At 46.7% G+C, this 13,346-nt stretch carries 13 protein-coding genes; 11 read left to right on the plus strand and 2 right to left on the minus strand.

The window, feature by feature from the left end:
* Nucleotides 1-151: 151 nt before the first annotated feature.
* Nucleotides 152-841 (plus strand): hypothetical protein, encoded by a 690-nt coding sequence (locus tag H6629_21575; protein MCB9070375.1) that lies wholly within the window; start codon nucleotides 152-154, stop codon nucleotides 839-841.
* A 134-nt stretch (nucleotides 842-975) separates the two neighbouring features.
* On the opposite strand, the gene H6629_21580 is transcribed toward H6629_21575, so the two are convergent.
* Nucleotides 976-3,192, minus strand: a complete 2,217-nt coding sequence (locus H6629_21580) for a response regulator (protein ID MCB9070376.1) — start codon at nucleotides 3,190-3,192, stop codon at nucleotides 976-978.
* A gap of 110 nt (nucleotides 3,193-3,302) precedes the next feature.
* A complete protein-coding gene (gene ggt, locus H6629_21585; protein MCB9070377.1) occupies nucleotides 3,303-5,012 on the minus strand; it encodes a gamma-glutamyltransferase in 1,710 nt (569 codons plus the stop codon).
* 419 nt (nucleotides 5,013-5,431) lie between these two features.
* Here ggt and H6629_21590 point away from each other — a divergent pair, with 419 nt between their 5' ends.
* From H6629_21590 to H6629_21635, 10 genes are all read left to right on the plus strand, one after another.
* Entirely contained in the window at nucleotides 5,432-6,664 is a 1,233-nt protein-coding gene (locus tag H6629_21590) for a PAS domain-containing protein (GenBank protein MCB9070378.1), read from the plus strand.
* A 94-nt stretch (nucleotides 6,665-6,758) separates the two neighbouring features.
* Entirely contained in the window at nucleotides 6,759-7,133 is a 375-nt protein-coding gene (locus H6629_21595; protein MCB9070379.1) for a response regulator, read from the plus strand.
* Entirely contained in the window at nucleotides 7,134-7,793 is a 660-nt protein-coding gene (locus H6629_21600) for a DUF4388 domain-containing protein (protein MCB9070380.1), read from the plus strand.
* Nucleotides 7,794-7,813: 20 nt separating this feature from the next.
* Nucleotides 7,814-8,260 (plus strand): hypothetical protein, encoded by a 447-nt coding sequence (locus H6629_21605; protein MCB9070381.1) that lies wholly within the window; start codon nucleotides 7,814-7,816, stop codon nucleotides 8,258-8,260.
* A 3-nt stretch (nucleotides 8,261-8,263) separates the two neighbouring features.
* Nucleotides 8,264-8,764, plus strand: coding sequence for a hypothetical protein (locus H6629_21610; protein ID MCB9070382.1), 501 nt, complete (start codon nucleotides 8,264-8,266; stop codon nucleotides 8,762-8,764).
* Between the two features lie 17 nt (nucleotides 8,765-8,781).
* Nucleotides 8,782-9,558, plus strand: a complete 777-nt coding sequence (locus tag H6629_21615) for a HAMP domain-containing protein (GenBank protein ID MCB9070383.1) — start codon at nucleotides 8,782-8,784, stop codon at nucleotides 9,556-9,558.
* 23 nt (nucleotides 9,559-9,581) lie between these two features.
* Nucleotides 9,582-10,091 (plus strand): roadblock/LC7 domain-containing protein, encoded by a 510-nt coding sequence (locus H6629_21620; protein ID MCB9070384.1) that lies wholly within the window; start codon nucleotides 9,582-9,584, stop codon nucleotides 10,089-10,091.
* 106 nt (nucleotides 10,092-10,197) lie between these two features.
* Nucleotides 10,198-10,782 (plus strand): GTPase domain-containing protein, encoded by a 585-nt coding sequence (locus H6629_21625; protein ID MCB9070385.1) that lies wholly within the window; start codon nucleotides 10,198-10,200, stop codon nucleotides 10,780-10,782.
* An 84-nt stretch (nucleotides 10,783-10,866) separates the two neighbouring features.
* Complete coding sequence (locus H6629_21630; GenBank protein ID MCB9070386.1) at nucleotides 10,867-12,231, plus strand: MFS transporter; 1,365 nt, start codon at nucleotides 10,867-10,869, stop codon at nucleotides 12,229-12,231.
* 91 nt (nucleotides 12,232-12,322) lie between these two features.
* Nucleotides 12,323-13,219 (plus strand): hypothetical protein, encoded by an 897-nt coding sequence (locus H6629_21635; GenBank protein ID MCB9070387.1) that lies wholly within the window; start codon nucleotides 12,323-12,325, stop codon nucleotides 13,217-13,219.
* Nucleotides 13,220-13,346 lie beyond the last annotated feature (127 nt).

Raw genomic sequence — 13,346 nt, forward strand, 5'->3', positions numbered from 1 at the left:
GGGTGGGCAATTCCCCGGTATCACACACAATTGCCGGGGTTGAAGCAAATTTTTTTCGAAAACCCCTAACTTTTTGCTAAACATTCCGCGCCAGCTTCCGAATACTTGATTCACATACACAAATATTATAATCTAACACGGAGGTTTCACCATGGATATTCATCGCTTATTCAAGAACCCGTTTTCGGCTGCGCATATTACCCATCCGAAAATATTCAAGTTTGGTGAGGATCACATTCAGCGATTAAACGCCAACAATGTAGCGGCGGATTTGGCAGATACCATCACTGCCACCACAAACCTGTTCGATGATTTTGCAGCGGCGTTATCGGTTGAAGATAAAAGCTTCATCCGTCAGCAGGCGCTTACCCAAACAATGAACCAGACACTTGTCGATTTCAAAAATGAGATTCGCCGTGAAGAGGGGTTGGTTCGTTCAATCTGGAGCGCCAATTCACCGGTGTATAAAGAGTTCTTTCCGCGCGGGATTACGGAGTATAACACCGCAAAGCTGTCCAATGCAGAAGTGCTGATGTCCCGTTTTGTCGCGACCGCAACGGATTATGTTGCCACATTGGGTCAACCATTTGTGGATAAGTTCACTCAATTGCAAACGACATTCGTAGATGCCCGCAAAGCCCAGTTGCAGCAGTTTGGTGAGGTTGCCGAGGCGAAATCCGCCACCCGCGAAAAGCGGCAGGTGCTGGAAACCCAACTGGTTCAAAACATTTATACATTGGGCATGAAATATCCCGCCAACCCGGATCGTGGCAAGGATTTTTTTGATATGTCCATCCTTCGCCGCCCGAAGCGTGTGAAAAATGAAGCCGGTGAGGTGTAATTGAGGTTCATTGCGAAATTGGGGATTCCTGCCTTCGCGACGAGTGCGCTCCTTCGGAGCAGGAATGACGGTGTAAACAGAAAAGGCAGATCAAACGATCTGCCTTTTTTTATTCGAAAATTGTCAAATGTGTGTTAAACGGAAAAGCCGTTGGCGTGGTAGTGCCCGTTCAGTGTGCCGACGGTGCGGAGCAGCTCCTGCCGGATTTTATCCATATTAAACGGTTTTTTGATGATCCCGTCGATGTGTCCGTTGGTTTTCAAAAATCCGTTGTCGATCTGGTTCCAGCCGGTAACGATAAACACCGGAATCGCCGGGTTAATGTCTTTCAGCTTCGCGGCGAGTTCCACGCCGTTGACGTTCGGCATACTCAAATCGGCAAAAACCACATCGCAGCGGTGTTTCTGGAATTTCAGCACGGCTTCGTGGGCGCTGGCGGCGGTAATCACTTCGCAGCCTTCGTCTTCCAGCATTTCCGCGAGCGTTTCCCGAACGATGCCTTTGTCTTCAACCAGCAGTATCTTGTAGGATAGCGGCTGGAAGAATTCCGGTTTATCGTGTTGCGGCAAAATTTCATCGCCGGCGCAGGGCAGTTCAATCATAAAAATAGCGCCTTTACCGGGCGAAGAATCCACATGAATTGAGCCATGGTGTTTCTGGATGATTTCCCATGCGATGCTCAAACCCAGTCCGTTGCCGCGAGTGCCTTTGGTGGTAAAAAACGGTTCGAATACTTTGTCCTGAACTTCGTGGGGAATACCGCTGCCGGTATCGCTGACGAAAATAACCACTTTGCCGTCTTTTACGGTGGTCTGGATGTTCAGTTTGCCGCCGTGCGGCATGGCGTCCAGCGCATTGTTGATGAGGTTGAGCATCACTTCGCGCAATGTGGTTGCGTCGCCTTTTACCGGTTTGATGCTGCCCAAATCCAGTTTCAGATGATAGTGAATGCCCTGCGATTGCGCTTCTTCCTCAAATCGCGGACGGGCAATTTCTACCACTTCCTGCACCAATGTGTTGATGTTCAGCGTTTGCGCCACATCTTCCGCATCTTTCGCAATTGAGTAGTTTTGGAGTCGCAAAATGCTGTTTGCGCCGTCTTTTGCGGTTTGCAGCAGCAATTCCAGATCGCGCTGGTGCGATGTGCCTTCCAGCTTTTTCTGCAATAACTGGGTTTTACCGATGATCACGCTGAGCAGGTTGTTCAAATTGTGCATGGTGCCGCTGGCCAGTTCGCCGAGCACTTTCATGCGTTCGAGGTGTTTGGTGTAATTCTGGTATTTGCGATTCTGTTCCGCCAGCGCTTTTTTCTCGATCAACTGGGTCATCACGTAAAAAATAAATTGATACATTTGCAGCTCATCCCGGTTAGGCTCGGTTGCGCGTTTGAGCAACACCACCCACGCGCCGAGATAGGCATCGTTCACCACAAACGGGAACAGCAGCAGCGATTTTGCGGATAGTTGATCGAGTTGTTTGCCAAAACTGTCATACAAAAAATGGGCGACATGATGCTGCGGGATAAACAGCGGCGGCGTTTCGTTGAACACGTCGTCTTCCAGTGTTTCCAGCGCGGTTTGCAGCACAATGCCCGCTTCGTTGTAGGCGGGTTTGCCGTATTCTTCGGCGAGCAGCCGCCATTTTTTGGCGCGTTTTGCGCCCATGAACATGGCGGTGTACACCACGTCTTTCTGCTGCAATACGGCGTGTTGCAACTGCGTCAGCACATTTTTGACAGAGTTGCGGGCGTTACCTTTCGGCAACAGACCTTCGAATATTTTGTAATTGTCGCTTTTTTCGAGAATGTAATCGTGCAGATAGATATTTTCGGCGGCAAAGCTCATCATTCCCGCCATGCTGGTGAGAAATTGTTTGTCGTGCAGCCGGAAAAACTGACCGTCGCGATCGTCCCAAATAATCATCGCGCCCAGCGGTTTGCCGCGCACCAGCATCGGCACGCCAATCCAGGCGTGGGCGGGCGTTCCGTTGGCCAGCACACCCAAATCCCGGCAAAAATTGGGGTAATCGTTGGTGAGCACCGCTTGGCGTTTGGTCAATAAATAATGATATAATGTATTTTTCTGAACAAATTCGCCGGTCGGCGCCATGCGCTTTCCGGATTCATCATATTGAAATTTGGCGATGCGCTGAGGATTTTGGGTGAGAATAAATTCGATATGCTGCTCCCGGTACACCTTTCGCAACTCGTTGTAAAAGGTGTTGAGCGCAGATTTGAAATCTTTGCAATTGAACAACGCTTTGCTGAATTGCTCGAAATAGCTTAACAGTGTATCCGAGCCTTCTTTTTGCTTCAGCAAATGGTTGAGCGATGTAAACAGATCATTTTTCATGATACGTCTGCCGTTTCCCTCAAAATTAGATAACTCCGCACTAATAAATAAATTATAGCGCAAATTTCGGGTGAATGCAAGGCATATCTATTCGCCAAATTAAATTGAAATCAGTAGCCGACTGCGCCGCCATCGGGACTGCGGGGATCGGACGCGCCGATGCGCAAGCCGCTTTCCGGATCGATAATGATGCCCATCGCGCGACCCTGCGTGCGATACCAACTGATCTCGTGTCCCATCGCTTCCAGTTTTTCGATGGCATCTGCACCAACGCCCCATTTTTCGATGCGGATGGTTGCCGGCAACCATTGGTGGTGAAACCGCGGTGCGTCGATCGCTTCAAAAATATTCATATCGAAATCGACAACGTTTAAAATGGTCTGCAAAACGGTGTTGATAATGGTGCGTCCGCCCGGACTGCCGGTAACCATAAAATTTTTGCCGTCTTTGGAAACGATGGTCGGGGTCATGCTGGAGAGCATGCGTTTTTCCGGCTGGACGAGGTTGGGATTTGTGCCGATCAATCCGCGGCTGTTGGTTAATCCGGGAACGGGATTAAAATCCCCCATTTCGTTGTTTAGCAGAAAACCGGCACCGTTCAAAACGATGCGCGAGCCGTAATAATATTCCAGCGTGTAGGTGTTGGAAACGGCGTTGCCCTGCGCATCCACCACCGAGTAATGGGTGGTCTCTTCCGATTCGTAATCCCATTCAAAGCTGCTGGAATCGCTGACACTGGCTTTGTCCGCAGCGATGCTTTTGCGCAACTCGTCGGCAAATGCCTGCGAAATGAGTTTGTCCACGGGCATATCCGGGTTGAAATCCGGGTCACCGAGATGCGCGGCACGCTGGTTGAATCCCCGGCGCATTGCTTCGGTTACGGTGTGCACATATTGGGCGGAGTTGTGCCCCATCGATTGCAAATCGTAGCCTTCCAGAATGTTCAGCATGATGCCCAGGGTAATGCCGCCGGAACTGGGCGGGCTCATCGAATGAATGGTGTAGCCGCGATAGTCAACCTCAATCAAATCAAGAAGTTGTGCTTCGTAATCCGCCAGATCCGCTTTGGTGATCATCCCGCCGTTGGCTTTCATTTCGCGCTCAAAAATGTCTGCGGTTTCACCTTTGTAAAATCCGTCCCGACCGTGTTTGGCAATGCGTTTCAGTGTTTTTGCCAAATCCGGCTGTTTCCAGGTATCGCCCATGCGATAATATGTGCCGTCTTTTTTGTAAAATTGTTTTTCGGAGCCGGGATATTTGCGGAAATCATCTTCGAGATTGATGAAATTACGTTCCAGTCCGTAGCTGAGGGTGAAACCTTTTTCCGCCAGTTCGATAGCGGGTTTGATGACATCCTTCAGTTTCATGGTGCCGTATTTTTCCAGAGCGAGGGTTAATCCGGCAACGGTTCCGGGCACGCCAACCGCCAGATAGCCGTCGTGGTTCAACCCGCGAATGAGTTCGCCGTTTTCATCGAGATACATTTTTTCGTGCGCAGCCTTCGGCGCTTTTTCGCGATAATTGACGCCAACGCTGGTGCCGTCTGCCATGCGGATCACCATAAATCCACCGCCGCCAATGTTCCCGGCGCCGGGATTGACCACCGCCAGTGCAAAACCGGTTGCGACGGCTGCATCTATCGCATTACCGCCCTTTTTGAGGATTTCCATTCCCACATTCGATGCGATAGCGTGGGTGGAAACCACCATGCCGTGTTTGGCATAAACCGGCCACTTTTGGGCGAATGCCGGATGGCTGTTCACGGTTATCAGCGCAATAAAAGTGAACGTTATATTTAAATACAATGCCCGATTTTTCATCTTTACTCCTGCGTCGCTATTTTCAATATTTTTTTCAATAAGGATTGTAAACAATCCGGATAAAACAAACAAATGCATTATTAGCTGAAATGCCAATTTTGTGGACAACCCGGGCATCTGAATAAATTTTTACATATTTTTAAATTAAATTCATTTTACCAATTGATGCATTTCACCTTTTGAATGCAAAATTATCCTTATTATTGACCGGATGTTCAGACGATGTGAAATTTTTTGTAAATCAATATCAGATTATAACTTGTATTGATGAAAATGGCGGTTATTTTGGTGGTGTATTTTCGTCGCGGAAAATGACATCAAATGCAAAAAATCGATTAACGGTAGCCAAAAAACATTTCACTTTCGCGAAAATTTATCCTATATTTCGCGCTCATTTCAACAAACAGGTGCAATTTTTAATGACCTCTCGGCTGCAAAAGCACAAACAAATAGTGTCAATGTTGAACTCCCGGCACGATGCACCTTTCCCAGAATCTGAGCAGCCACCGGCAAATGTTGCAGAAAATCCCGCGAATTCTTCATTGTTACGACAGGTTTTTGAATTCCACCGCAGCATGGTTCAAAACCTCAATTCGGGATTGTTGACCATCGATTTGGCAGGTGAAATTATTTTCGCCAACAAAGTTGCTGCCCGGCTATTGGGGCTGGAAGTTAGTGATTTGCTCGGCAAAAAAGTGGTGGATCTGTTCAATAAAAGTGAAGATGGCGAAGCTTTTTTGCGCGAATGCACCCGCCGCGGCCAGCGCATTGACGAGTGGGAAGCGCAGCTGTTTCATCCGCAATATCGGCAAATCACCGTTGGCATCGATGCCGCATATATGGAAGATACGCGCAATAGTTTTCAAGGTATCGTGTTATTATTGCGTAACTTAACAGAAGTAATGGAAATGCGCAATCAGGTGAAGCGCATGGAGCAACTGGCGTTGCTCGGCGAAATGGCAGCCGGTTTGGCGCACGAAGTTCGCAATCCCCTGGCTGGCATTAAAGCCACCGCGCAATTGCTGGAAGAAGATGACGAACTCGACGCGATGAAACGCGAAACGCTGAAACGGCTGATCCGCGAAGTGGACAAAGCCAATCATCGCGTTAGCGAATTTCTGAAATTCGCCAGACCCAATCGCGCAAAAGCGGATTTTCATCAGGTTCGAGAAATTGTGGAAAATACCCTGCACTTTCTCGATGCCAAAATGCAATGGCAAAAAATAACCGCAACAACTGCCGTGCCCGAAACGCTGGCACCGGTTTTTGTGGATAAAACGCAAATTGAACAGGTGCTGCTTAACCTGTTTATCAACGCAATGGACGCCATGCCGAATGGCGGGCAGTTACACATTTCCGCCAAACCGCGGGCGATACGGGCCGGGAAACGGGCCAATCGCCACGGGGTTGTGGCGCAACAGCAGCAAAGTTTCATTGAAATTTCGGTCCGGGATTCCGGCGAGGGAATCGCCAAAGAAAATCTCGGACAAATTTTTCGTCCGTTTTTCACAACCAAAATTACCGGCGTTGGATTGGGATTAGCCATCTGCAGCCGGCTGGTTGAAGAAAATCGCGGTAAAATAGATGTTCTCAGTCACATCGGAAAAGGCACAACGATTATATTAGCGTTGCCGGCTTTTGCAGCCGGCTGATGTGTATCCGGTTGTGGCAGAACAAAAATATAAACGCAGCGCGTGCGCAATCATTCGCCTGCAATGAAAATTGATGCAAAACGAAAGTTTTTCCATGAATCCGGGTAAACGGTTATTGATCGTAGATGATGAAGAAACGCTGACATTCAGTTTGTATCAGGCGTTCATCAAAGCGCCGATCGAATGCGAAGTGCTCACAGCTTCATCCGGCGAAGAAGCGTTGGAAAAAGTTCAGGATAACCCATTTGATCTGGTTATTACCGATTTGGCAATGCCGGGACTCAACGGTTTGGAACTGCTGCGCTGGCTGAAAAAACACCAGCCTGCAACGCAAGTGGTGATCATCACCGCGTACGGAACCGATGAACGCCGGGATGCCGCAATGGAATTGGGCGCCGAAGGATATAAGGAAAAACCATTTGATATTCATGAAATGCGCACAATGGTGATCAACATGCTCAGGGAATAAATGGCTTTAGTTGGAAACCTGAAAGACTTGAAGCTGGCAAATATTATCCAGATCAATTGTATCGAACGTAATACTGCCCGCGTCGTCGTCAGATCAAAAGAATTGAATGGCCTGATTTATTTCGCAGATGGCGGAATTGTTCATGCCGAATACGGATTGTTTATCGGTGAACGCGCCGTGCACGAAATGCTTGCGCTTTCGACCGGTGATTTCAAGGTTGAATCCGATGTGGAAGCGCCGCGCCGCTCTATCCAGCAACCCTGGAATTCTATTGTGCTGGAAGGATTGCGGCTGCTGGATGAAAAACGGGAATTTGGCGAACCGTTGCCGCGGCAACTGCTGGATACCCTTTCGGGAATCAAAAATATCAATAATTTTTTTGTGCTGAATTACAACGGACAAATTATTGAAGGCAGTGCGCAACGACCGATACATCCCATAACGTTGACTTTTGTGTGGTATAAACTGAAGAAAATGCTGAACCTGTTTTATACGGATAAATTTCAATATGTCGCATTAACCAAACCGGACGGCTATTATTTTGTGTTCGAACATCGCCCGAATCTGGTGGTTATCGAAACCAATTTTCATGTGATCATCCCGGATTTTGCGCAGGATATTCGCAAAATCATACAAAAAATGCAAAATGGCAACAAATAACACCGGAGTACGCCAAACACGTGATACGCCAATTTTTTCTACAGGTTATCGAGCAAAAAGGCACCGAAGCCATCGGCATATTCAGTCACGATGGCAAAATGCTCGATAGCTGGCTTGCCTCCGGAAGCAGCGATAACGTGTTGAAAGATTTGGGTGAAACATTTTTACATATTTACAGCGTGCTCAGTCGACCGGATATGGCGGAATTAAAAGAAATCCAGATTTCTTTTGACAAAGGAATGGTGTTTGCGCGCGCGTCCGAACGATTTTATCTGCTGGTTATTCAGCGCCATAATGCCAATCCCAATCTGATTCGCATGGCTGCCAATTGCGGCATTCATGAACTGGAAAATCATCGAAAAGGGCAGCGGATGATTCGCAAATTGCCCGAACAGTCGTTATCAAAAAAACATTTCAACGAACTGGATGAAGTTGAAAAAATTATGCTGGATCATATAATGAGGTAAGCGATGCAGGAAAGCAGATTACAAACGATCGAACCGGATATGGTGTTTGAAATGTCCGTTGAAAAACCGACAGAAACCTTACCTTTAAAAACGTATGAATGGGCGATTATTACCCAATTAAACGGCGAAAAAACGGTTGGGCAAATCGGGGAAATACTATCGCTAACTTCTGAAGAAACAAAAGCTTATTTTGACAGATTGACCGCTTACGGATTGTTGAAGCTGGTCGGTAAACCACTTGAGCAACAACCCATTCCGGCAGAATGGTTTGAGGAGTTGACGTACGAATTAACCCTTGCTGTCGGTCCGGTTGCCGAGTTTATTATTGAAGAATGTTTGATGGAAATGCGACGTTCCCAACGCAATCTCGAACAAAACCTTTTTATTACACTGGTCGATTGGGTCAGCAGGGAAATTTCAAATGAAAACCGGCGATATGAATTTTTGAGAAAATTGATCGGTTTTATCAATCATCATCAACAAGAATTGAAAAGCAGGAAATAAACACAGGGAACGCGCAAATGAAATCGAAAGGTTTTACATCGAGCCTCCGCTTTAAAGTGATGGCATTTATATTGCTTGGCGGATTGGTGCAGTGTGCTGTCATCATGTTTGTCACTTATCGGTATTTTAATGTGACACTCGTGGAGGCGTTGCAGGAACAAGGATTGATTGTCGCAGAAAGCATTGAGGAACAAGCTGCCGCATTAATGATTGAAGAAGATCCGGTCGGATTAACAAAAATTGTAGAAAATTATCGACATCAAAAAAGTAATGAATATATTATAATTGTCGATGCTGATTATAATATAGTCACGGATACCTACGGCGGAGCAGTGCCGGCTGTTTTAAAGCTCAACGAGGTTTATGAAAATTACGACCTGGCGAGCAGGGAACGCTATGAATTAGCCGAAATCGAAATTGCCGGACAGGCAGTTTATGACATCCGGATGCCCATTAAAGAAGGTTTCCTCGGTTTTGTTCGGGTTGGGTTGAAAAAATCCTATGTCAGTTCCCGGGTAAATGAAGCGGTTTTGTATATCGGATTAATAATTGTGGCTGGTATGCTGTTGGCGTCTGTTATTGCATTGTGGGTAATAACCAGCCAGGTTGCCCGCCCGATTGATCAACTGATTACCGCTGCAAAAGAAATCAGTTTGGGTAATTTTAATACGCCGGTTCAGGTGCAGGTGCAAAACGAATTGCAGGAACTGGCAGCCGCAATTGAGCGAATGAAAGAAAGTTTAAAAACCAGCCTCGAACGGCTGAGATCCAGATCGACGATTGGTCGATTTTAATCAACTATCTGGGAGATAGGTCAATGGTACAAGTTAAAAAACTGAAAGATGGCAGTCGCCAGATTATCCTAACGGCAATACAGTTTGATGAAATCACAAAAGTGCTTTCGGAACTGGCGTCAAAAACCAAGGCATCAACCATTTTATTGGCGGATATCAGTGGTCAGTTGATCACCCAGCGTGGCAATACCGACGATATGAACACCCAGATTCTCTCTGCACTTGCCGCCAGCGATTTTGCGGCTACCGCAGAAATGGCTAAATTGGTCGGGGAAGATGCAAAGTTCAAACTGCTATTCCATGAAGGTGAAAAACGAAACGTATATTTGTCCAATGTTGGCGACAATTTTTTTCTGGTTGTTGTTTTCGATGTTAGCGTAACATTAGGTTTGGTAAGGATTTACACCAAAAAGGCGATCCAAAGTCTGTTGAATGTCTTCGAAACAACCGAACCGGGAGAAGATGCTACTACCATTATGGATTCCGATTTCAGCAGTATGCTTGGTGATATGTTGGACGAGTCGTTCAAATAAAAAATGCGAGAAATTTTCGCATCAGTGAAAAAAATTAATACAACTGTAGCAAAAAATACAGGTGTTCAAGGGTTGAGTTTGATCAAACGAACGAGGCAAGCGATCAATGTTTATTAACTGGGCATTACAGGAAATCAATCTCAAAATCGTTTATTACGGTCCGGGGATGAGCGGCAAAACAACGAACCTGGAATATATTCACTCGAAATTAGATCCTTCATTAACGGGTGAATTGGTCACGCTGAAAACCAAAGAAGACCGGACGATTTTTTTTGATTTCATGCAGATTGAAGTCGGTCGGATTAAGGGCAAAAAGCCAAAATTTAATCTGTATACCGTTCCGGGGCAGGTGTATTATGCATCCAGCCGCAAAATTATTTTGAACGGTGTGGATGGCGTGGTATTTGTTGCCGATTCCCAAAAGGATCGTATGGAAGGCAACATCGAAACACTGCTGGATCTGGAAAGCAACCTGATGTCGATGGGCTATTCGCTGGAAACATTTCCGTGGGTAATCCAATACAACAAACGCGATCTGCCAAATACGGAATCGCTGGAATTGCTACAGAAAAAGCTCAACTTTTTTGATGTTCCGTTTTTCGAAGGCGTTGCTATCAAAGGCACCGGCGTTTTCGATACATTAAAATCGATCATCAATCTGGTTGTGCGTCACGTTCAAAAACAGCTTTAAAAAACCGCTGTTACAGCTGCGGAATGGCAGGTTTGCCTGCCATTCCCGATTGTTGTTCTCACCGAACCGGAGGCTCCACACCGCATGTCTCTTCCTTCCCGATTGTTCAAATTAAATAAATCTGTTTACGGTTGGGCAATGTATGATTGGGCAAATTCTGCCTTTGCAACTACCGTTATGGCCGGATTTTTTCCGGTGTTTTTCAAAAATTACTGGAGTTACGGGACGGACCCGAACATCAGTACCGCACAGTTGGGATTGGGCAATTCGCTGGGCGGATTGATCGTTTCGCTGATGGCGCCAATTTTGGGTGCGATTGCCGATCGCGGCGGCATTCGTAAAAAGATGCTCATTTTTTTCGCCTATTTCGGTTCGCTGATGACGGCAGGTCTGTTTCTCGTCGAAAAAGGCGATTGGCAAATGGCTGTGATGGTTTACATCCTGGGTGTGGTCGGCTTCAGCGGTGCCAATATTTTTTACGATTCGCTGCTGTCCGATGTGTCCAACAGTTTCAGCGAGGATTATGTTTCCGGATTCGGATATGCGCTGGGCTATCTCGGCGGCGGCGTGCTGTTCCTCGTTAATGTGCTGATGACGTTAAACCCCGAATCGTTCGGATTACCGGATGCGGCAACGGCGGTTCGCTACTCATTTCTGTCCGTTGCGGTTTGGTGGGCTGGCTTCACTATTTTTACAATCGTATGGGTCAAAGAAAAACCCAAACAGGTGGATAAAAGTCAAAGTGCCGTTCGCGAAGGATTCCGGCAATTGGTGAACACGTTCAAAAAAGTGAATTATTTAAAAACTTTGGGCACTTTTTTGATTGCCTACTGGCTTTACATTGATGGCGTGCATACGATTATCCGAATGGCGGTGGATTATGGCATGTCCATCGGTTTTAAAGATTCCGACCTGATTACTGCGCTGTTGCTTGTGCAGTTTATCGGTTTTCCCGCTGCGATTATTTATGCGAAATTGGGCGAGCGATTTGGTGTCCGGAAATCGTTGCTTTTCGGCATCGTCGCATACATCGGCATTACCATTGCCGGAATGTTGATGAACCAGACCATTCATTTTTATATGATCGCAATTGCTGTCGGTTGCTGTCAGGGGGGGATTCAGGCGCTCAGCCGGTCCTATTTTAACCGGCTCATCCCGCTTTCCCAAGCCGGTGAATTTTTTGGATTTTACAACATGGTTGGCAAATTTGCGGTTATTTTGGGCCCGATTCTCATTGGCGGAGCCGGATTGCTGGTAAAGGCTTTGCTGACGCAGGATGGCATGTCGCCGGAAGAATTGCAGTTTGTCGGGCAGACCGCATCGCGATGGGGATTGGGTGCGGTGATCATCCTTTTTGCGATCGGATTGTTGTTGCTTTCGCGAGTGAATGAAGAACGCGGTCGCGAGGAAATTCAGCAATATCTGGCTGCCCAAAAGTCTGAAAATTAATATTCTTTGAAATAATAAATCTGCTCAACCACCTGTTTTTAATTGAATTATGAATTGTCTTAGAACAAGGCTTCTGCAATTATGTGTTGCGATGCTGTCAATTGTTGGCAGTGTCTGTTTTGCTGTGCAGGAGATTGAAATACCCGAGCATCGCATTCGTATTCGATTTTCTGCAGATGAGCAAGCCACAGCAGAGAACGTGCAAAAGCTGCTCAACCACCATTTGCCGAGGCTTACGGCCTTTTTTGATCAACCGGTAGATTCGATTGTCATCGACCTCGTTTCCGAAGCAGAGGGTTGGGATGAATACCGCGAACGCGGTGCACCGGAATGGGCAAAAGGGCTGTATTTTCCCGCTGAAAAATTGCTGGTTGTAAATCTGACAGATCATTCCACTCCGTTAAACCGGCTGGAAAGTGTCATCATTCATGAGCTGGTTCATGCCTGTTTTTATTCAACTTATGGTGAAAGCCACGCGCCTGTTTGGTTTAACGAAGGTTTGGCAGAATATTTGAGTGGTGGAATTTTTGAAATGGATCCGGTGTTGCTGGCCAATGCCCGGGCTGCCGGCACGTTGCCGGCGTTAGAAGACCTGCAGGATATGCACCGTTTTCCCCGCAACAAAGCGCAACTGGCATATGTACAAAGTCTTTCCGCTGTTCAATTTTTGTTTGAGCAGCTGGGCGATAACCGAGAGCTGTTTTTGCAAACACTGAAAACCCAAAGCTGGACAGTAGCGCTGGCCAAACATCTGAATACGGACGATATCGGTTTTGAAATCGACTGGTACGAGGATGTTAAAAACCGATATCGCTGGTTCGTGATTTTTAACCTCGAAAATTTACTCTGGGCATCGGGCGCACTGTTGATTATTTTGGCATTCTTCTGGAAATTGGTGCGAAACCGACGAAAAATCCGACAATGGGAACGCGAAGCAAAGCGTTTCGAACCACCGGATTCCGAAAATTCTGACCCTCACGTGACTTAGCTCAACATTCAAACCGCCGCCATCTTATTAGTTGACTTTTTGGGTATTGTTTCCTATCCTCAAATGGGGAATAATCTGAACCGTCAGTCGTTAGTGTTCACAACTTAAAAAATGGATTTTTTATTTC

It is taken from the genome of Calditrichia bacterium (assembly GCA_020634975.1).
GTDB lineage: Bacteria > Calditrichota > Calditrichia > RBG-13-44-9 > J075 > JACKAQ01.

Bases quoted from the DNA above. Each gene is read 5' to 3' on its own strand.
- H6629_21625 (MCB9070385.1), top strand. From the start codon at position 10,198: ATGTTTATTAACTGGGCATTACAGGAAATCAATCTCAAAATCGTTTAT.
- H6629_21615 (MCB9070383.1), top strand. From the start codon at position 8,782: ATGAAATCGAAAGGTTTTACATCGAGCCTCCGCTTTAAAGTGATGGCA.
- H6629_21595 (MCB9070379.1), top strand. From the start codon at position 6,759: ATGAATCCGGGTAAACGGTTATTGATCGTAGATGATGAAGAAACGCTG.
- H6629_21635 (MCB9070387.1), top strand. From the start codon at position 12,323: ATGCTGTCAATTGTTGGCAGTGTCTGTTTTGCTGTGCAGGAGATTGAA.
- H6629_21575 (MCB9070375.1), top strand. From the start codon at position 152: ATGGATATTCATCGCTTATTCAAGAACCCGTTTTCGGCTGCGCATATT.
- ggt (MCB9070377.1), bottom strand. From the start codon at position 5,012: ATGAAAAATCGGGCATTGTATTTAAATATAACGTTCACTTTTATTGCG.
- H6629_21600 (MCB9070380.1), top strand. From the start codon at position 7,134: ATGGCTTTAGTTGGAAACCTGAAAGACTTGAAGCTGGCAAATATTATC.
- H6629_21590 (MCB9070378.1), top strand. From the start codon at position 5,432: ATGACCTCTCGGCTGCAAAAGCACAAACAAATAGTGTCAATGTTGAAC.
- H6629_21580 (MCB9070376.1), bottom strand. From the start codon at position 3,192: ATGAAAAATGATCTGTTTACATCGCTCAACCATTTGCTGAAGCAAAAA.
- H6629_21610 (MCB9070382.1), top strand. From the start codon at position 8,264: ATGCAGGAAAGCAGATTACAAACGATCGAACCGGATATGGTGTTTGAA.
- H6629_21620 (MCB9070384.1), top strand. From the start codon at position 9,582: ATGGTACAAGTTAAAAAACTGAAAGATGGCAGTCGCCAGATTATCCTA.
- H6629_21630 (MCB9070386.1), top strand. From the start codon at position 10,867: ATGTCTCTTCCTTCCCGATTGTTCAAATTAAATAAATCTGTTTACGGT.